This window comes from Nonlabens xylanidelens, from assembly GCF_002934445.1.
GTDB lineage: Bacteria > Bacteroidota > Bacteroidia > Flavobacteriales > Flavobacteriaceae > Nonlabens > Nonlabens xylanidelens.
In genome coordinates, this window is the sequence record NZ_PTJE01000002.1 from 332,776 (window position 1) to 352,001 (window position 19,226).

Annotated in this window: 19 protein-coding genes; 3 read left to right on the forward strand and 16 right to left on the reverse strand. The window is 34.5% G+C overall.

What is annotated here, in order from left to right; genetic code table 11:
• Nucleotides 1-50 precede the first annotated feature (50 nt).
• From LY01_RS06565 to LY01_RS06575, 3 genes are all read right to left on the reverse strand, one after another.
• A complete protein-coding gene (locus LY01_RS06565) occupies nt 51-590 on the reverse strand; it encodes a hypothetical protein (protein WP_104515027.1) in 540 nt (179 codons plus the stop codon).
• Nucleotides 591-816: 226 nt separating this feature from the next.
• Entirely contained in the window at nt 817-2,178 is a 1,362-nt protein-coding gene (locus LY01_RS06570; protein ID WP_104515028.1) for a DUF4041 domain-containing protein, read from the reverse strand.
• A 473-nt stretch (nt 2,179-2,651) separates the two neighbouring features.
• Nucleotides 2,652-5,099, reverse strand: coding sequence for a DUF5916 domain-containing protein (locus LY01_RS06575; RefSeq protein ID WP_104515029.1), 2,448 nt, complete (start codon nt 5,097-5,099; stop codon nt 2,652-2,654).
• 241 nt (nt 5,100-5,340) lie between these two features.
• Here LY01_RS06575 and LY01_RS06580 point away from each other — a divergent pair, with 241 nt between their 5' ends.
• A complete protein-coding gene (locus tag LY01_RS06580; protein ID WP_104515030.1) occupies nt 5,341-6,561 on the forward strand; it encodes a sensor histidine kinase in 1,221 nt (406 codons plus the stop codon).
• 80 nt (nt 6,562-6,641) lie between these two features.
• Here LY01_RS06580 and LY01_RS06585 read toward each other — a convergent pair whose 3' ends face one another.
• From LY01_RS06585 to LY01_RS06620, 8 genes are all read right to left on the reverse strand, one after another.
• Nucleotides 6,642-7,070, reverse strand: a complete 429-nt coding sequence (locus LY01_RS06585; RefSeq protein WP_104515031.1) for a PepSY-like domain-containing protein — start codon at nt 7,068-7,070, stop codon at nt 6,642-6,644.
• A 98-nt stretch (nt 7,071-7,168) separates the two neighbouring features.
• Entirely contained in the window at nt 7,169-8,719 is a 1,551-nt protein-coding gene (locus LY01_RS06590; protein ID WP_104515032.1) for an SDR family NAD(P)-dependent oxidoreductase, read from the reverse strand.
• Between the two features lie 169 nt (nt 8,720-8,888).
• On the reverse strand, nt 8,889-9,809 hold the full coding sequence (locus tag LY01_RS06595; protein WP_104515033.1) for an EamA family transporter: 921 nt from the start codon (nt 9,807-9,809) through the stop codon (nt 8,889-8,891).
• Between the two features lie 125 nt (nt 9,810-9,934).
• Complete coding sequence (locus tag LY01_RS06600) at nt 9,935-10,129, reverse strand: cold-shock protein (protein ID WP_015363839.1); 195 nt, start codon at nt 10,127-10,129, stop codon at nt 9,935-9,937.
• A 355-nt stretch (nt 10,130-10,484) separates the two neighbouring features.
• Nucleotides 10,485-10,937, reverse strand: coding sequence for a KTSC domain-containing protein (locus tag LY01_RS06605; RefSeq protein WP_104515034.1), 453 nt, complete (start codon nt 10,935-10,937; stop codon nt 10,485-10,487).
• A gap of 71 nt (nt 10,938-11,008) precedes the next feature.
• Entirely contained in the window at nt 11,009-12,028 is a 1,020-nt protein-coding gene (locus tag LY01_RS06610; RefSeq protein ID WP_104515035.1) for a hypothetical protein, read from the reverse strand.
• A gap of 178 nt (nt 12,029-12,206) precedes the next feature.
• A complete protein-coding gene (gene lpxD, locus LY01_RS06615; protein ID WP_104515036.1) occupies nt 12,207-13,199 on the reverse strand; it encodes a UDP-3-O-(3-hydroxymyristoyl)glucosamine N-acyltransferase in 993 nt (330 codons plus the stop codon).
• Nucleotides 13,200-13,324: 125 nt separating this feature from the next.
• On the reverse strand, nt 13,325-14,374 hold the full coding sequence (locus LY01_RS06620) for an NAD(P)-dependent alcohol dehydrogenase (RefSeq protein ID WP_104515037.1): 1,050 nt from the start codon (nt 14,372-14,374) through the stop codon (nt 13,325-13,327).
• A 212-nt stretch (nt 14,375-14,586) separates the two neighbouring features.
• On the opposite strand from LY01_RS06620, the gene LY01_RS06625 reads away from it, so the two are divergent.
• Nucleotides 14,587-15,036 (forward strand): tRNA (cytidine(34)-2'-O)-methyltransferase, encoded by a 450-nt coding sequence (locus tag LY01_RS06625; RefSeq protein WP_104515038.1) that lies wholly within the window; start codon nt 14,587-14,589, stop codon nt 15,034-15,036.
• A gap of 52 nt (nt 15,037-15,088) precedes the next feature.
• Here LY01_RS06625 and LY01_RS06630 read toward each other — a convergent pair whose 3' ends face one another.
• The 4 genes from LY01_RS06630 to LY01_RS06645 form a co-directional block, all read right to left on the reverse strand.
• A complete protein-coding gene (locus tag LY01_RS06630) occupies nt 15,089-15,775 on the reverse strand; it encodes an OmpA family protein (protein ID WP_104515039.1) in 687 nt (228 codons plus the stop codon).
• A 10-nt stretch (nt 15,776-15,785) separates the two neighbouring features.
• A complete protein-coding gene (locus tag LY01_RS06635) occupies nt 15,786-16,265 on the reverse strand; it encodes a lipocalin family protein (RefSeq protein ID WP_104515040.1) in 480 nt (159 codons plus the stop codon).
• 162 nt (nt 16,266-16,427) lie between these two features.
• Entirely contained in the window at nt 16,428-16,859 is a 432-nt protein-coding gene (locus LY01_RS06640; RefSeq protein WP_104515041.1) for an Hsp20/alpha crystallin family protein, read from the reverse strand.
• A 105-nt stretch (nt 16,860-16,964) separates the two neighbouring features.
• Nucleotides 16,965-17,405, reverse strand: a complete 441-nt coding sequence (locus LY01_RS06645) for a tellurite resistance TerB family protein (RefSeq protein WP_146080375.1) — start codon at nt 17,403-17,405, stop codon at nt 16,965-16,967.
• Nucleotides 17,406-17,450: 45 nt separating this feature from the next.
• On the opposite strand from LY01_RS06645, the gene LY01_RS06650 reads away from it, so the two are divergent.
• On the forward strand, nt 17,451-18,758 hold the full coding sequence (locus LY01_RS06650) for a DUF2254 domain-containing protein (protein WP_104515043.1): 1,308 nt from the start codon (nt 17,451-17,453) through the stop codon (nt 18,756-18,758).
• Between the two features lie 20 nt (nt 18,759-18,778).
• Here LY01_RS06650 and LY01_RS06655 read toward each other — a convergent pair whose 3' ends face one another.
• Entirely contained in the window at nt 18,779-19,204 is a 426-nt protein-coding gene (locus LY01_RS06655; RefSeq protein ID WP_104515044.1) for a DUF2147 domain-containing protein, read from the reverse strand.
• Nucleotides 19,205-19,226: the final 22 nt, after the last annotated feature.

Sequence of the window (19,226 nt, forward strand, 5' to 3'; positions counted from 1 at the left end):
TTGCAAAAGTTTCATTACTATTGGATTAAGCACTCATTGCCCTATTATTTTTATACGGTGTTACCTGCTGGCTTTTTTCGGAATCCAAAATATCCAGTTATTAGCGCAATTAACAAAATTATTCCATTTATAATCCAAAACACCCATTTATATTCACGTTCAATTAGTAAGTCATAAGAAGGACCAGGCACATCCACTTGAATTACTATTTTTAGTTTATTCGGTTTTGCGTTCGCATTTACAAATTTCAGTTTTAGTTCATATTCAGTATCTGATTTGCTTAAAAAACTATTGTTTTCATAAACTTCTATTGGTTTTCCTTTATGTAATATTTCGAGATTCGTTTCCATTGGAATCATAGAGTGAACCTCTTTGTACGAATTCGGATTATCTAAGCTAATTCCGATTTTGTATGATGATTCAAAGTCCGTTGAAAATTTTTCCGAAATATTAATTTCTTTTTCAAACGAGAACTTTTCATTAAATGCAGTTAATTTTCTGTTTGCTTTGTCAGGTATTAATGTTATGGTACAGTATATGGCAATTACTCCAAATATTATGCTAATTATTTTTGATGAAGTTCTTGTCATTCGCGATGTTTTTCAGCTTGAAGGTAACGTCTCCGTATATGAAACGTAGCGTGTAAATAGACACTATCGTTTCGGATTATACACGAGCCGAATTTTTTAATTTTTCTTATTATCTTTTTTCTCAATAAACCAAATTAAAAAATTTGGCGGACTTGCAAAAGTGTTTTTACCATTGAGTTAAGCAACTAATTGCTTTATTATTTTTAAACAGTGTTATGGATTGTTTTTAATTTAAAGAATTTGGAAATTCATCTTCAATTTTCTGTTCTATAGTTTTCTCTGTTTCTGTTGAGTTCATTTTTTCAATAATAGCTAATGTTTCTCTGTATTCAATTGCTTCAGGTAATTTAGTAAACTCAGCTTTTATTCCCGTTTGTTTAATTTGTTTTTCAATATCTTCTAATGTAACATTAAAAAACTCTTTTCGGTAATTTAACATATTAACTTTTTTGTCTTCAAAAGCTCGATGTAACTCCTTTTCTAAAGTAGGTGCTTCATCAGAATATATCATTGCGTGAATGTCAAATTTAAAGGGAACAGAAGCATCTCCTAATTCTTTTACTCGATCAGTTGGTTCAAGTCTTCGTGTCATTCCTATTTTATATATGTTTTCTCCAAATGAACCAATATTTGAAATAATATAAACGTGACCTCTTTTTGTTTGTTGAGCCATTGATAATGCTCTTTCTTTTTTCTCTTGTGCTTCTTTTAATTCAAGTTCTAACTTTTCAATTTGTGTTTGAAGTTTATCTTGTTTATCTCCTGTAAGTTTAGCGATTTCTTTTCTTGCCTTGTCTAAAGCAGATTGGTAATTTTTTTCTTCTTTTTCAGCTTCTTTTTGAGCTTTTTCAAACTCACGTTTTGCTTTTTCTTCTTCTCTTATTTGTTCTTGAATAGCTCTTAATTCTTCTTTTTCTTTTTGTTTCTTTAGTTGAAACTCGTGTTCAAGAATTAATTCTTTAATTTTTAAATCTAAAAATTCATTTTGAATTGAAATAGTAGAGCTTTTTCCTAATTTATTAATTGCTTCAAATGATTTTTTTATTCTTTCTTTCATTTGATTAACATTATTCCATTTTGCTTTGGAGATAAATGAATTACATTCTCCATTAAAAGCTCGTAAAACTAATTTTATATTTCGTTTTGTAGAAGCTCTACCTTTAGCTTCGCTTCCATCAACAGTCCATTTAGTTGCACATATACAAGCTGTTTCATCTTTTATCATTTCTTTTTGAAGCTGTATTATATTTTTTTGTTCAGCTCTATAATCCTCTGATTTTTCAAAATCATAAACAGGTTCGTATATTCCAAATTCAATTAAATCAAGTTTTGATTCATAAAGTCCAACTTCTTTCCTAAGTTTTTTATATGTTTCTAATGAATTTTCATATTTTAAACTTAATTCAGATAGTTTATTCTTAGATTTTTCGACTTCTGATAATTGTCTTTTTGTAAGTTGATTAAATTCTTTAGTTTTTTTCTCAACTTCTAAATCAATATCTATTATTGGTTTATATTTTTCTAATAGACTATTTAACTTTTTAATTTCGTCTAATTCCTTTTTCTTTATAAAATCAAATAATCCCATTATATTTTTTGAGTTAAATTATTCTGTATGCAAATTTTTTAATAGCCCATAACTGTTATATATAAACAATCTATTAAAAAACCCTATACTAACCCTACTACAAAGAATCTATATAAAAGCTTTTATTAAGAATGCGTCGCATTGATTTCACACGTTATTCTTAATTACAAGATTGCTCTATTTCTATAACAACCGTAAATCTAGGACTACCTGGAGAATGATCTTTACGGTATCCCGTAATGGTGGTTTATTTTTTTGGTATTCTTTTCGGTTCTTTACCTAGGTAACTATGTACCGGTCGCTACTACCTCGTGGTGTGCTAGTTATGGTGCTCTACTAGGTTTTTATTTGTTTGTAGTTGGGCATAAAAAAAACCAGCGATTTGGCTGGTTTTTTATGGAGTCTATATGTTGTGGTGGTGTTGGTTTTTATTTTGCTTTCGCGAAAGCGGAACCGTTATCCTACTTTTTATTTTACATGAACTTGTTCTTTTTCTTTTTACTTTTAAACAAGCCTGGCAGCTGATTATAATCTAAGAAGTATTGCACTTTTAAGGATATGGTGTGGTTAATAGGCTGGTCAAATAGGGTATTAAAACTGCTATTGAAATTTTCCATAGCCTGTGTGTCTCTATTAAATAACTGGTTTCTATACAGTGCGGTCATGAAGCTGCCTGGGGCAAACTGCCAGGAATAACTGAGGTCAAAATTCCAGGTACTGAAGTTGATATTAGGATCGCTAGGTAATGTGCTGGCGGTATATCCTGTGGTGCGGTCTAAGCGGCCGTTTTCTTTAAGGGAAAACAGACTGTCGTCATATTCTACAATACCCCAATAGTGTCGCAAGGTAAGGGAAAGTGTGTGGTAGGGATTAAAATTATAGCTGGCGTTAAGGGTTTGCTCTATTTCTATACGGTCGCGATCGCCAAAGATGACGTCTTCTCCTACCTGGGTGACGTAGCCTCTATTTGCTTTATAATATTCTCTATCAAAGAAATAACTGAGTACAAATTTATCGTTGAATCGCATGCGTGGTCCAAAACCAAACCAGTAATTCAGGTAGTTTCTATCTTTTTCTACAAAGCCTTCTATCCCACCGTTTGCGCTTATGGCTAGTTTTTTATTATCGTTAGAATTGAACCATATATTTGAGTTGGCTAGATTTTTAGTGATAAAGAAACTGCCTTCTTTTCTAGGTTCAAAATAATCGTATTGTTTGCCTGGCGAGAGGCTTAAACTGAAGCCGTAGTTATTAAGTGTAGTTGTGGTACCGTCTATATTACCGCCTAGTTCTAGTCCTGTAAAGGTACCAGGATTAGCCAGTCTGGTGTAATCTACATAGGTATTTACATAGATGTTGTTCCATTTTCCTTTTGGTTTAAAGGTGCGGTAGGTGGCATTGATACCAAAGTCGTTAAAGTTGTTTCTGAACTGAAGTCCAAGGTCGTTGATGTCATACTTAGCGTCTGCATAGCTGTGGTCAAAGTTATAACGCCAGTTGCCGCTTATGGTTTGTGCTCTAAAAAAGGTGCTGTAACCAGACTGTGTGCCAGTCTCTAGGTTTAAATGACTCATTTTTACCTGACCTTGTATGTTATAGGTATTGGTTTTATTTACAATATCTGCAAAGAGTGCGGTAACGTTTGCATCTCTAAAACCGCCGTTGCGTGTGGTGTTGGTATTTATGATACCGGCGCTGGAGTTTTTATTGAATTGCTGGTCTACGACTATGATGTTATAGTTAGTAAGCGGTTCTACGAGTTCTTCTCTACGTGTGCCAGTGATGGTGTTTTCTATGGTGGCATAGGTCTTATCTGTAATGCTATTAAAGAGCCCGATGCCCAGACCGTTTTTAGTCCTACCAGATACTTTTAAGGCGTTGAGTACTTTTACGGTTTCTGGATAGTCTATGACCTCTTCTATAGTGCTGGTGCTAGGAAATGCAGATGGTGCGCTACCGACACGTCTAGAAAAAAAGAGGTTTGCTTTACTGAAGAGGTCTACACCTTCTGTAAAGAACTGTCGTTGCTCTGAAAAGGTTTGCTCAAAGGGTCCTAAATTAAGAGAGACATCATCAAATCCTGCCTGACTGAAGTCTGGAATAAGGGTGGCGTCTAGAGTGAAGTTTTCTGTAATGCCGTATTTAACGTCTAGTCCTGCGTTAAAATCGGTCTGTGTGTTGCCGTCAAAACTGCGGCTTACTCCAGAGACAAATGGGTAAAAGGCAAGTCTTACTGGTGGTTTTAGGTTTTTGAGTCCTTTTAACTCGCCGTGGTAGAGTCCTATGTTTCCTTTAGTTGGGTCCAGCTCGTTCCAGGTGTATTGTGAATTGTTTCTTCTAAACCTGCGGTGGAACTGTATGCCCCATGTCTCTACGTTTTTATTATCAAATCGCAGGCAGCGGTATGGGATTTTCATTTCTAGAGACCAGCCGTCTTCATTGACTTGTACAGCACTACTCCACACTGCATTCCAGCCGAAATCTTCTCCTATACTGGGGTTTGCAATCGCGTCTGCCTGTGTGCCCGATGCAAATACAAAGAACTCGGTGTCGTTTTGTGCGTCGTTATTGGGGTTTACTACAAAGCCAAAGAAGTCTGATTGTGCAAAGTTATCTCTGCTAGAGAATTGCTTTGCGATTTTTGAAGGATCGTCATACAAATAAGCCGATACATAAATGGCGGTGTCGTCATAGGTCATTTTTACAATGGTTTTATTGTGTACCGAATCTGGAACACCCATGGTAGGTCTAAACTGAATGAAGTCTTTGGCTTCTTGTGCGTTTTGCCAAATGTCTTCGGTTAATTTCCCGTCTATTTTTATGGATGCTGTAGTTTTTTCTATTTGCAGACTTTTCTTGATTTGAGCAAAAGAAAGTGTGGTAAAAAGCAACAGTGAAATGGTAAGAATGTAATTTTTCATTATCTGATTAGGTTAGCTTTTTAAGGACGTCTGGTTTTAATCGATGTTACAGTTAAATGCTTCCTTTTATCTTAAATGTCTATAATTTCGGTAGGATACCGCGCTATTTGTAGGGATATTCTGTTATAATTATCATTTGTTCAAAAAAGTAACAGGAATAAACGTTAAAAGCGTAACAAAATGAATTCTAATACTCTATAAATAATCTTTATTTGTAGGAATAATTTTTTTTATTCTAATAATGATAAGTGCCCCTATTCTCGATAATGAATCAAAGAGACAAGCAGCTGTAGAAAAATACCGCTTGCTGGACACTATGCCTGAGGATAGTTATGATAATATCACATCTATAATCGCTAGTGTCTGTGATGCTCCTATATCTTTAATTACTCTAGTAGATAAAGCTAGAAATTTTATAAAATCTGGTCACGGAGTGGATATTACAGAGTCTGAGCGAGACATCTCTTTTTGTGGTCATGCAATAGCTAGTGACGATGATATCATGATCGTTAACGATGCACGTGAAGATGTGCGTTTTAAGGATAATCCACTACTTACCGATTTTAAAGCTATTTTTTATGCTGGCGTACCGCTAGTAGATGCAAACGGTTATAAACTAGGTACATTATGTGTTTATGACAACAAACCTAGAACACTAGTTGCACACCAGATAAAAGCTCTCAAAGCTATGGGCAAGCAAGTAATGCATCTTTTTGAAGAGCGTTACAAGACTTTTAAACTTCTTGCCATGCAGAAAGAACTAGAAGAGCGCAATGAAGAGTTAAAAGACTTTGCTGGAATAGTATCTCACGATTTAAAAGCACCGTTATCTAACATAATAATGATAACTAAGCTTTTAAAAGAAAGCGAGAAAAACCTATCACAACAGTCCATAGATTATCTAGGTTATCTGAGAGATAGCTCTAATAATATGAGTCGTTATATAGATGGTATTTTGCAATTTTACAGCAGTAACGAACTGGTTACCGAAGAATATGATAGCGTGAGTTATGTAGACACTATAGAAGACGTAATCGCCATGACGGTAAAAGATGATCATATCAAGATCAATTACATACCAGAATATGACACCACGTTATTAACTCATGAGGTTGCTTTAAAGCAAATCTTAATGAATTTAATGACTAATGCGATAAAGTATAATGATAAAGAAGAAACCCTTATAAATATTAACCTAGAAGAAAATAAGGAAGAATATATAATTACTATAAGAGATAACGGTAGTGGTATTGCTCCAGAGAATTTGAAATCCATCTTTAAGCTGTTTTATATCGCTACACAAGAAGATCGCAATGGTAAACAAGGTACAGGAATAGGACTGGCAACTGTTGCTAGATTAATAGACCACATGCAAGGTAAAATTACTGTAGATTCTCAACTAGGAGAATGGACAGAATTTAAAATAACCTTACCTAGAAAAGGAACTCTAGAAACTGCCTAAACTTCTTTAATTCCAAATAAAAAGTCCGTAATGCTATACGTATAGCATTACGGACTTTTTTAATATTAAACAAAATAGAATTAGACTTTAGTCCCGTCTTTTCTATATTCTACGTCCATATTTTTTCCTTTTTGTTTAAATTCTATATCGTAGAACTCACCTTGTGTAGCACTCATAACATGCTCTGCTTCTTGTATAATTCTATCAGGAAATTCTCTTTCTATTGCTTTTTGTATCGCTTTAGGGATTTCTTTGTCCTTGATAGAATTTTCTGTTTCTCTCCAAGTACCGTCTGCATGAAAATCTGCACGGTATTTCTCTCCATCTTTTTTAAAATGAGCTTCCCAATAGCCATGGTCGTCTAGTTCAAAATCTGGATCGTTTTCTCCTGGATATTTTGTTTCAAAAGCTTCTAGTACTACTTGAGGCACCTCGTTTGAAGACTGGGTCTGACAACTAGCACTAATCGAAATAAATAATAACGTAAATAATATACCTGTAAGTCTCATAATTATCTGTTTTTAATAAATTTACAGATAGATACACACACTTCTACTTAATACTGTATTAATATGTGTAATGAGATGTTAAAATAACAACAGAATTCTTACCAGCTTATAGGTCTGTAATCCTTCAAAAATTTACCACACCAGTGCTTACCAGTATTGATACCATCAAATAATGGATCCATAACACGTGCCGCACCATCTACTATATCTAGTGGCGGCTGGAAATCGTGAACTTCTTGTTTCTTTTTAGACAGCTGTACAGGATCCTCATCTGTAACCCAGCCCGTATCTACCGCATTCATGTAAATACCATCTTTAGCCAGTGTGCCTGCTGCGGTATGCGTTAACATGTTAAGAGCTGCTTTGGCCATATTAGTATGTGGATGGCGGTCTTCTTTATGGAACGTGTGGAACTTCCCTTCCATCGCACTCACGTTTATGATGTGTTTTTTACCTGTATTATCTTTCTTCATAATTTCAGAAAGACGGTTACAAAGTACAAACGGAGCAACAGAATTCACTAGCTGTACCTCTATCATCTCGGTAGTTTCTATCTCACCCAGTTTTAATCGCCAGCTATTGGTTTTTCTAAGATCCACTTGCTGTAAATCTGCATCGAGTTCACCTTCTGGAAAAACCTCTTGAGTTACTAGTGCTTTATCAAAACTATAAGGTATTTGAGATAATTTTGCACTTGCTCTTAAACCTATACCAGGTTCTGGACCGTGCCAGGTTACCGGCATGTTTTTATTAGGCGATGCGCCTGGAGTTAATTCTTGTAACTCATGTAAACATTTGTAATGATCTGTAAGCGTTTCTTGTGCAAATACAGGTAATTGCTCAAAAGTCAATTCTTCATTAGGCATTAAATGTGCATAAAATCCAGACGGTCTTCTTACTGTTTGCGCAGCGTTATTGATAAGAATATCCAGACGCTCGTATTTCTGTTCTATATAATTACAAAAAATCTCTACACTAGGTATGTGACGTAAATCCAACCCATGAATATGTAAATTGTGTCCCCATTCTTTAAAATCTTCTTCTTTAGAAAATCGCAAAGCACTATCATGTGGGAAACGAGTAGTTGCAATAACTGTTGCACCACCACGCAATAACATTAAAGTAATGTGGTAGCCTATTTTAAGTCTAGAACCGGTAATAATGGCTACTTGCCCTTTTACATCGGCATTTTGAAAACGTTTTGCATAATTAAAATCACCACAGTCGGTACACATCTGGTCATAGAAATGATGCAGTTTTGTAAACATGGTTTTACACACGTAGCAATTACGTGGTGATTCTAGCTCACCAGTTTCTTTTTGAGAAAGGTCTGCAGCGGCTAGTAATTTAGGAGCCGTAAAGATGGCATCTTCACGTGCACTTCTTATTCCTGTTTCTTTACGAGCATGTTTATCTCGTTCTATTTGTTTTCTTTTGGCAGCTTTTTTAGCATCCTTTTTACCGCGCTTGTATTCTTCACGAGTCGGTCTGGATAATTTACCTGCCGCTTTCATTAACGCGACACGCTGCTCTTCTGGTAACGCAAATACACTTTTAGGATCTTCAATAAACTTATTAAGTGTTTGAATACATGCTTCTATTTCTTGTATAGAAGTGTTTTCATTTTCTTGAGTTTTGTCCGTATTCATAGTGCATTTTTCTGTGTGCAAATTTAATGGTTATCACAACAATATGGAGCCCTATTTATCAGGATAATAGAAAGAATGGATATGTAGGTTCCGCTTTCGCGAAAGCGGAAACAAAATCAATTTAAGTAGACCAGTTAAAATCTGTAATTTACTATAGAAATTAGTGTGCTTACCTATTCTTAGGAGAAGGCTTGATGTCATCTTTACCTCTCTTTCTACTATTGATAAAATACACACCGGTAATCATAATCGCAGCGGCAATCAAGGATTGAGTGGTTACTTCTTCGTCCAAGAAATACCAACCTAGCAATAGAGCTACTACAGGATTTACATAAGAAGAAGTTGCCACTTTTTCTGTAGAAATATTCTTTAAAAGGAAATTAAATGCCGTAAAAGCCGCAATACTACCGAAAATAATAAGGCAAGCTAAAGCGATATAAGTAGGCTCTTGCCACGTCATAGGAGAAGACCAAGACTCGCTAAAAGCAAAACTAGCAATAGCCAGTATGACACTAGCCGCTATCATTTGATAACCAGTCGAGACAAAGAAATTAGTAGGTACATCAGCTTTGGCGACAAATAAACTACCTGCACTCCAACTTAATATACAACTGATAATCATAACAATACCAGTAATAGCCCCTTCTTTGGTCGTTATTTCATTCTGACTAACTAAGATATACATACCTACTAGCCCTAGAACAACACCTATAACAGATTTTGCTTGCAATGCTTTGCGTTGCACGAGTCGCATAAGTAACAGAATAAATAAGGGTTGCAATGCGGCAATAAGTGCTGCAAAACCTGTGTCCACATATTTTAATGCCCAAACAAAGACACCGTTACCATAACTAAGAAAAAGAAAACCTGCTAGTGTACAATTGAAAAATTGTTTTCTAGTAATGCTAAGGCTATACCCTAGTAGTTTTGCTATTATAAAAATGAGAATACCTGCAAGTGAAAATCGGATACTAGCAAGCATAAATGGTGGCAACTCGGTCACCGCCATTTTATTCCATAAATAGGTAGATCCCCAAAATACATAAGTGGAGAAAAAAGCAAGACCTATTAAAGCGGTTTTTCTATTCATGTAGACAAAGCTAATTCAATAATCTGTATAGAATGGATAAGTATCTATTAATGTTATCAAAAAAAAGGGCATAAAAAAAACCCATCTAAATTAGATGGGTTTTGTAAGAAATTTAAAGAATCGAATTAGTCGATTACTCTAACATTAACGGCGTTTAAACCTTTTTTTCCTTCTTTAAGTTCGAATTCAACTTTGTCACCTTCACGGATCTCGTCGATTAAACCTGTTACGTGTGCAAAATGTTCCTGACCTGATCCTTCTTCTGTGATAAATCCAAATCCTTTTGCGTCATTGAAAAATTTTACTGTACCTGTACTCATTTGTAATAATTTAAATTAATAATACTTCTTATTTGATTTCAAAAGCCGTGCCACAAGAGTATTCACCATGGAAAAGCTCGTTACAATCAGACAATAGAATAAAAAACTAAATAAGAAATCTCACTAATCTTTATGACCACATGTTCCAATCATACAGCAAAAATAATCTTTTTAATCAATGTAAAGCAATAAAAACATGAAATAGATTTAAAATTAGTAAAATAATAACAATAGAAACGACAAGCACCTCAACAACAGCTATTTAATTACTCTATAAAAGGTAACAAATGTGTATAAAAAAATAGCCATATCTCTATGGATATGGCTATTTATTAAAGTCTAAAATTTTAAAATCTTAAGCTTGTTGCTCTTCGTCTTTTTTAGACTTGCGGTATAAGTACGTTTCAAAGATATTACGCTTTGCAAATCTGTAACGGTTGTCTGCATTTATAAGTTTTTTGAAGATTTTTACATCTACTCCAAAATATTCATAAGTACTACCATCTGTAAAAACCACTTCTAGTACACGTCCTTTGTGGTCAAAGTCTTTTATACCAGTGTTAGAAATCGTTTCTTTATATTCTGATAGGTTAGCTTCCTTAGTTTCTGGAGCAATACTAACAAGAAAGTGGTAACCATCGATAATCGTTCTACTCATTACCTCTGCCTCTTCTTTCTTATCATCACCTTCCTGAAATTTATCAGGGTGCCATTCTTTAACTAGGTTACGGTAACTTTTTTTAAGTGCTTTAAGTTCAATGTCCTTTTCTACGTTAAACATTTTCTTATACTGATTAATACGCTTCATGTGCTCCTCTTTTTTAAGGCGGCGCAAAAATACATCTTTAATCTAGATGGAAAACATTAAAAACTAGAATTCTACAATTCCTTTTTAGGTAAAGTAGGCAGTTGTTGATTTTTAGTAGGCTTAACGACAAATGGTGTGAACCAGTCCCAAGTAATTCCTATTTTAAAACGAGCAAAATCGTCTAAAAAACGATAGTTATAATCGTCACGACCTATAGAAAATTGAGCTAAAATACCTAAATCACTATTCCATGGGTATAAAATACCACTAGTTTCTGACCTGTAAGGAACACTAGATGGATGTGAACCTATGGTATAATTAAATTGCTGACTAAGAGTGTACCTCATCTTTTTGAGATGTGAAGTAAATTCATAACCGAATTCTAACTGGTGACGTCCTAAAATATCTATGTCTTCTGGATTATAACCTCCAAAATCTGCAAAACCTAAAAACTTATTATGATACAATTGATAAGTAGCTGTAAAAGAATGAATCTTTTGAGGAATATTAACTTCATTAAATGTGTTGAAACGGTAGTTAACACTGAGCCTAGTTAGATTAGTAGAAAAGTTCCCTCCACTTCTGTTTAACAATTTAGCGAGATCTGTATCGTCTGTAAAACTGTTATACAATGCTATACTTTCTTCAGAATTATCATCAAACTCTGTACTAAAGGCACTTTCTGCCTGACCATTACTATAATGTCCAGATTCTATAGCTGCTGTAAAAAAATTATCTTCATTAGTTTTAATAATTTTTTGCCACCCTATTAATAGTTTATAACTAGGTGTTTTTACTGGTTTAGAATCTTCATTGTAAATTCTAAATTGAGGCTGAAAGGACAAATATACCGCATCGCCATTTGTAATCGTATCTTTATTTAACGCTTTACGCAGGTCATTATAGATACCATAATAAACTACTGGCCTAGCTTCTAAGAGAATTTCTTCATATTCATTATTTCCTAAACCTACCGATAAATCTGGCCTTATAGAAATAGGATAATATTCTTTGAATCTTCTATGCTTATCTCGCTGCGCGTAAGAAATGAAACTAGTTAAAAATAAAGCAATTAGTAAAATTTTATTCATAATTCAGTTTTTGGGGATAGAAAAATTAAAGCGTGTAAATTTAGTCAATGAAAGAGGCTTATTGCTATCTTTTAAAATGCTATTAACATTAACCTCAACAAAATCTGAATATCATTTATGAATAAAAAAAAAGATTCAGTCTTCATGAAAGCAGAATCTTTTAAATACGTTATAAAATCTATTTTTTTGCAAGTCTGCGCAATGCGACCCATTGTTTAAGCATTTCTCTAGAATCTACTGCTGGATATCCTAAAACGGTTTGTCCTGCTTTTACATCATTCATCACACCACTACCAGCGCCTATAGTTGCACCAGACTCAATAACTGTATGATCTTTAATACTGGCACTACCACCTATGATAACACCATCACCTAGTGTAACAGAACCTGCAAGACCACTATGACCAGCCATTATACAAGATCTACCTAAGATACAATTGTGTGCTATTTGAACCAGGTTATCGATTTTACAACCATCACCTACTATGGTAGAATTGAATTTTGCACGATCTACACAAGAATTTGCACCTATCTCCACTCCATTTCCTATTACCACGTTACCTATGTGTGGTATTTTAACCAGGCCACGACCATCGTCTGCTGGGCGGTAACCAAAACCGTCTGCTCCTATACTTACATTAGTATGAAAAATGCACTGCGCACCTATTTGAGAACGCTCTCTTATTACCGTACCAGACCAGACTACTGTTTGTGGACCTATCGTGGTGTCGTCAAAAACACTAACATTGTGGTACAATACCACTCCATCTCCCAAGACTACATTTTTACCTATGTAACAATGTGCGCCTATTTTTACACCTTTACCTACCGTTGCTGTTTTATCAACTACTGCGGTTGCATGAATATCGGTATCAAAAGCAGGTGTCTCTGGTTGAAAAGCTTCTAACAATCTCGCCATAGCAAGATCTGCATTTTTAACCTTGATAAAAGCACGATTATCTCCAGGCTGCAACTCTATATTATCATTAATAATAGCAACTGACGCATTTGAATCTGCCCAGAATTTTGCATATTTCTTATTTCCTATAAAAGTAAGATCGCTATTTGAGGCATTTCTTATCTCGTTAACACCTGTTACAGCATGAGTTGTGTTGCCTACTTGTTCTCCTTTTAAGATCTCGTTTATTTGTTCTACAGTAAATGAATGCATAAATAGTTAGTTGTTAAGTGGTAAATCTAAGTATTTATAAAAGAAAAGTAGCACTGTGTGCAGAAACTAGTCATAAAAAAAGACCGTATAAAACGGTCTTTTAAAATTAAACGATTTTGAAAAATCTAATTTTTTAAGGACTCCATATCAATTACAAAACGATACTTCACATCATTATTTTGTACTCTCTCAAAGGCTGTATTGATTTCATTTATATCAATCATCTCCACATCGGACACGATGTTGTGCTCTGCACAAAAATCTAACATCTCTTGTGTTTCTTTGATACCACCTATTAAAGAACCAGCAAGATTCTTTCTTCTTAAAATAAGATTTGCTCCATGTATATTCTCTAGAGGCTCTATCGCACCTACCAGACACATCGTACGATCTCTTTTTAACAATGCTAGGTAAGGATTTACATCGTGACCTACAGGAATAGTGTTAAGGATAAAGTCAAAGGAATTTGCGTGAGCGCTCATCTGGTCTGCATCTTTTGAGATAATTACCTCATCTACACCTAGACGTCTCGCATCTGCCGCTTTACTCTCGCTAGTGGTAATCATAATGGTTTTTGCCCCCATGGCAACGGCAAATTTAATTCCCATGTGACCTAAACCACCTAAACCTATAATTCCCACCTTTTCACCTTCTTTTACATTCCAGTGTTTTAATGGTGAGTATGTGGTAATACCTGCACAAAGTAATGGAGCTACTCCCTTTATATCCAGTTTTTCTGATACCGATAGAACAAATTCTTCTCTCACGACTATGCTTGTCGAGTAACCACCTAAAGTATGGCCACCTATAAACTTATCTTTACTATTATATGTACTGGTAGAACCATTCTCACACCACATCTCCATATCTTCTTCACAAGCGCTGCAAGTCTGGCAAGAATCTACCATACAACCTACACCTACTAGATCACCTATTTTATACTTAGATACTTCATTACCTACTTGAGTAACCCTACCTATAATCTCATGACCTGGTACGATAGGATATTTTGCATTTCCCCAATCGTTTTGTTTAGCATGAATATCACTGTGGCAGACACCGGTATAAAGTATATCGATTTTTACATCATTCTCGTTAAGATCGCGACGTTTAATAGTGATTTCTTTAAAATCGGCCTCTTTACTTTCTGCTCCGTATGCTTTTACTTCTTGCATTTTTTATATTTTAAATACCTCCTTATCGGTACTGGTATTGTGGTTATTATTTAGTTTTGCAAAACTAGCCAGAAATACGTTTTAAATGGGTTAATAACGCGTTAAAGCATTAGTTTTTTGCTATTAAAATTTATGAAAATTCCGCTTTCGCGAAAGCGGAACACATCTAACTACACTCTTCTACTGTATCTTTACCTACTTAATACAAATTTATGCTACACATAGTTCTCATAGAGCCAGAAATTCATACCAATACTGGTAATATAGGTCGTTTAAGTCTGGCTACAGGTTCTCACTTACACCTAGTAAAACCATTAGGTTTTGAACTAAGCGATTCTAGATTAAAAAGAGCAGGACTAGATTATTGGCAACATATAGAATTAAGCATCTATGAAAATGCTGATGAGTTTTTTGAGAAAAACAAAGATCGATCTATGGCATTTTTGAGCAGTCATGGAACTAAGGATTATACCGATATACCATTTGAAGAAGGAACGATGATTATCTTCGGGAAAGAGTCTAAAGGTTTATCAAGTGATATTACTGATAGATTTAAAGAACATCTCTATAAAATCCCACAATACAGCGAGCATATACGCAGTATTAACCTAGCAAATGCGGTAGCTGTTATTACTTATGAAGGTTTGCGCCAATTGCGATAAATAAAAAACCCAACCATTTCTGGTTGGGTTAAATTTTAAAATTGGTAAGCGTCTATTGGTTAGATTCCATTTGCGCTTCTCTTCTCATCTCTTCTCCTGCTACTATTCCTATCTCTACTCTTCTGTTTTGCGCTCTACCTTCAGCAGTTTCATTAGTTGCTTTAGGAGAAGCCTCACCGCTGTAAGTCATTGCTATTCTATCGCTAGAAATACCATGTGTGGCTAAATAATCCCTAACACTCGCAGCTCTTTTTCTAGACAATTCAAGGTTGTAATCTTCGGCACCCTGACTATCTGTATGACCTGCAACAAGCACTTCTGTACCAGGATAGTTATTCATTACATCTAACAGCTTATTAAGTGTAGTTTGTGAGTTTGCATTCAATAACGACTGATTTGTAGCAAACTTTACTCCACTACCTTCATCAAAAGTTACTACTATTCCTTCTCCTACTCTTTCTACATCTGCACCTGGTAAACTAGCTTCTATTTCTTTGGCTTGCTTATCCATATTGCGACCTATTAAGTTACCAGCGATACCACCTATTGCAGCACCTACTACAGCACCTTCAGTCTGGTTATCTCCATCGCCTACATTATTTCCTATAATTAAACCTAGAATAGTACCACCTGCAGCACCGATTACGGTACCTTTTTGCTGACTATTGCTATTTTTAACTGCTCCACAACTTACTAATAAAGCAGCTGCGATTACTATTGTGATTATATTTGATTTCATAATTTTAGTTTTAATAATTGTTTTTGACAAAGTTCATATTTACATAAACCGTCTCTCCATTTACACTAGCCGGTATACTCCAGGTCATGTTAGATTCATTTGCCCTGGTAATTTCTAGTTGATAGCCCGCATTAGATTCTGATTTATATTTTGTGTCTGTTATTTTAAGTAACAAATCTCCTTTTATCATTTCTTTACTGCCTGGTACATCCCATATAAAATATCTTTCACCTGTTGAACAATTTGCATTATTGATGTTATATGTACCTCTATTATTGTTAGCTACAAAGTTCCAATTGCTACCCTCAAAACAACTAGCAGCAACATCTTGCAATAGCGTAGATTTAAATTCTCCTACTCCATCATAAGTAACACTCTCTATAATCCAATTACCATCTATAACTCGTGTAGTCTGTTTTACCGCATTAGTTGTAGAACAACTGGTAATCGCAAAAACTACAAGCAACCCTAAAAACAAAATCTTCTTCATAAATATTAATTTTATGCGATATTATCATTTATATAATCTGACATGAGTTATAAAGTTCTTAATTAACAAAATTTACCAATAGACTTAACAGAATCCGATCGAAATCAAAAAAAAATCCAACCATAAATGGTTGGATTTTTTAAATCTAAACTTGGCTTACTCTTATTTTAGGGAAATCTTTCTTTTAGGCTGTGGTAATGCTTCTTCCTTCTTAGGAAGCGTTATCAATAAAACGCCATTGTTATATGAAGCATCTATATCATTTTGATTTACCGTTTCTGGTAAGTTAAAACTTCTTTTAAATGATTTCTTACCAAATTCTCTTCTCGTAAATTTAAGAGCAGCGTCTTCTTCTATTTTTTCTACTTGTGAAGCAATAGTAAGAACATCTTTATCTACTTCTATCTGTACCTCATCTTTTGAAAAACCTGGGATACTTAATTCTAATAGATAACTCTCTTCTCTCTCTGCTACATTAATCGATGGTACGAAAGATTTTGCAGTCTCTGTTGTACCTCCTAAATAATCGTTTTTAAACATTTCATCAATAAGTGATGGTAACCAATTGTTTGCTGTTGTATGTGCTAATTTCATAATACTAATTTTTAATTGTTATGATTCAGCTTATTCAAACAGGATACCAAACAATAAAAGCGACATAATGTCGCTTTTAAATGATTTGAAAATGACTAAATGTCATTAATTACTATTTCTTAGGTGTATTTGCATCAATTCTGACGGTGGTATTTCTCCATGTGGATATTTAAGCATGGTTTGCAATAATGCATCTACAGTCGTTTTTCTAAATCCGTATTGTAAAGCTACTTCATGTAATAGTTGTAACTCTAACTCATCTACATGACCATCAATATGCATCATTAACATCATTCTATGAAAATGAACTATACGCTTAGTATAATCCTTAGGCGGCATAGTTGTTAACTCTTCTGGATGGTTAATCATATAATCGATCTCTTCTTCACTTAAATCCATACGTTTTCCTACCGATGTTATAAAGCTCACCTCTTCTTTCTTTAGATGGTTATCTGCATGTGCCATTAGGATTAACTCGCTTATAATGTGTCTCTTTTCTTCTGTAGTGTAGGTCATGTGATATGATAATAATATGTGAAAATACATATTTATTAGGATTAACTTAACCACATTACTCTTACTTTTAAGAATATGAATTCGATTTTTATAAGACTCAAGTCCTTTTTCAACACAATTACTGGTAGTATTGCGTTTTACCCATCTTTTTATGCTGTAAGTGCTATTTTATTCGGTTTATTCATGAAATGGGCCGAAGAAATGAATGTTTCCAGAGCTTTTCAAGAGGTTTTCCCATCTCTCATCATAAACGACGTAGATACCGCAAGGAGCATTCTATCTACTTTAATAGCTGGTGGTATCTCTATGTTGGTCTTTACCTTTTCTATGGTGATGCTTTTATTGAGCCAGGCCGCGGCTAACTACTCACCTCGTGTTCTACCCAATTTAATATCTAATAGAAAACACCAGTTTATTCTTGGGGCATTTCTAGCAACCATTCTATATAATATAATAACAGTGATAGGTATAGATCCATCTGGTAGCGACTACCATCTTCCAGGACTATCGGTATTGATAGGTATTATAAGTGCCTTTGTAGCACTAGCAGCTTTTGTTTACTTTATTCACAGTATTTCTTCTAGCATACAAATCAATAATATACTAGAAAACATATATAATAAATCTAGTAAACGACTACAGATTCTTATAGAACAACAATCGTCACAAGATCAATTTCCCGATACTAGTGAATGGCATACGTATTCAACTAATAGAAGTGGTACAATACAAAACATAAGTGTAGAAGGTTTGAAAAAATCATGTGAGACTTGTAAAACTAAATTTGAAATGCTCACCACCAAAGGGAAATACATTCTAGAAGGAGAAGCTCTTTTTAAATCTGAAATAGAATTAAGTGATACACAATTAACTGAAGTGCATAAAAATTTTAATTATTCAGAATCTGAATTAGTAAGTGATAACTATGCCTTAGGATTTAAACAAATTACAGAGATAGGTATTAAAGCCATGTCACCAGGTATAAATGATCCAGGGACTGCTATAGACACCATTGATTACCTAACTGACTTAGTGCGTTTAAGAATGCTCAAAAAAGATCACAACATTGTACTTAATGAGGATAAAGATGCTCTTATAATGTTAAACACCACAAAATTTGAAGATCTTATCTATGATATTTTTGCGTCTTACCGCAGGTATTGCAAAGAAGACCTATCTGTAATGGATAAACTGCTGCAATTATTCTCTCTTTGCATGGGTAGAGAAACCTGTGAGCCGTCTTATTACACTACATTACACTTACAGGCACAATTACTTATTCACGATGTCGAAGAATCTATTTCAAACTCTCACGATCTCGATCGATTAAAAACACAATTTGAATCCATAGAAACTCAATACCATCAATTATCTAGTAATTGATCTATTAAGTAAGTATCCATTTAAAGCCTTATCCATGTCTGGGTTCTGTAAAAAATGGCAATATATCCTCGTACTTTTAATAGATTAGGGTTATCCTCATCCAGCCATATTTTACAGGTATATGTTTTACCATTTTCTGGATCTAGAATATCACCTCCCTTATATACGTCTCCTTTTTTATTAAGACCCTGTATAATTTCTAGTCCTAGAATCGGTGCATCTTTCTGTTCTCCTTCACAGTTGATACATAATGCATTTTTAGGCGCATTCTTATCTAGTATTTTAGCAACTTTTCCATAGATCTTTCCATCTCTTTCATAGATTTCTACATGAGCTTTTACCACGCCAGATTCATCGTCTATGGTTTTCCATGTACCTGTAACTTGTTGTGCATCCGCTTTCGCGAAAGCGAGAACACAAAGAACTATAAAAACTAGATTTTTCATTTAATGAGAATTAAAAAGCCTA

What these genes read in the sequence shown, in the direction of transcription:
- LY01_RS06565 (WP_104515027.1), bottom strand. Translation starts at nt 590, where the DNA reads ATGACAAGAACTTCATCAAAAATAATTAGCATAATATTTGGAGTAATT.
- LY01_RS06570 (WP_104515028.1), bottom strand. Translation starts at nt 2,178, where the DNA reads ATGGGATTATTTGATTTTATAAAGAAAAAGGAATTAGACGAAATTAAA.
- LY01_RS06575 (WP_104515029.1), bottom strand. Translation starts at nt 5,099, where the DNA reads ATGAAAAATTACATTCTTACCATTTCACTGTTGCTTTTTACCACACTT.
- LY01_RS06580 (WP_104515030.1), top strand. Translation starts at nt 5,341, where the DNA reads ATGATAAGTGCCCCTATTCTCGATAATGAATCAAAGAGACAAGCAGCT.
- LY01_RS06585 (WP_104515031.1), bottom strand. Translation starts at nt 7,070, where the DNA reads ATGAGACTTACAGGTATATTATTTACGTTATTATTTATTTCGATTAGT.
- LY01_RS06590 (WP_104515032.1), bottom strand. Translation starts at nt 8,719, where the DNA reads ATGAATACGGACAAAACTCAAGAAAATGAAAACACTTCTATACAAGAA.
- LY01_RS06595 (WP_104515033.1), bottom strand. Translation starts at nt 9,809, where the DNA reads ATGAATAGAAAAACCGCTTTAATAGGTCTTGCTTTTTTCTCCACTTAT.
- LY01_RS06600 (WP_015363839.1), bottom strand. Translation starts at nt 10,129, where the DNA reads ATGAGTACAGGTACAGTAAAATTTTTCAATGACGCAAAAGGATTTGGA.
- LY01_RS06605 (WP_104515034.1), bottom strand. Translation starts at nt 10,937, where the DNA reads ATGAAGCGTATTAATCAGTATAAGAAAATGTTTAACGTAGAAAAGGAC.
- LY01_RS06610 (WP_104515035.1), bottom strand. Translation starts at nt 12,028, where the DNA reads ATGAATAAAATTTTACTAATTGCTTTATTTTTAACTAGTTTCATTTCT.
- lpxD (WP_104515036.1), bottom strand. Translation starts at nt 13,199, where the DNA reads ATGCATTCATTTACTGTAGAACAAATAAACGAGATCTTAAAAGGAGAA.
- LY01_RS06620 (WP_104515037.1), bottom strand. Translation starts at nt 14,374, where the DNA reads ATGCAAGAAGTAAAAGCATACGGAGCAGAAAGTAAAGAGGCCGATTTT.
- LY01_RS06625 (WP_104515038.1), top strand. Translation starts at nt 14,587, where the DNA reads ATGCTACACATAGTTCTCATAGAGCCAGAAATTCATACCAATACTGGT.
- LY01_RS06630 (WP_104515039.1), bottom strand. Translation starts at nt 15,775, where the DNA reads ATGAAATCAAATATAATCACAATAGTAATCGCAGCTGCTTTATTAGTA.
- LY01_RS06635 (WP_104515040.1), bottom strand. Translation starts at nt 16,265, where the DNA reads ATGAAGAAGATTTTGTTTTTAGGGTTGCTTGTAGTTTTTGCGATTACC.
- LY01_RS06640 (WP_104515041.1), bottom strand. Translation starts at nt 16,859, where the DNA reads ATGAAATTAGCACATACAACAGCAAACAATTGGTTACCATCACTTATT.
- LY01_RS06645 (WP_146080375.1), bottom strand. Translation starts at nt 17,405, where the DNA reads ATGTATTTTCACATATTATTATCATATCACATGACCTACACTACAGAA.
- LY01_RS06650 (WP_104515043.1), top strand. Translation starts at nt 17,451, where the DNA reads ATGAATTCGATTTTTATAAGACTCAAGTCCTTTTTCAACACAATTACT.
- LY01_RS06655 (WP_104515044.1), bottom strand. Translation starts at nt 19,204, where the DNA reads ATGAAAAATCTAGTTTTTATAGTTCTTTGTGTTCTCGCTTTCGCGAAA.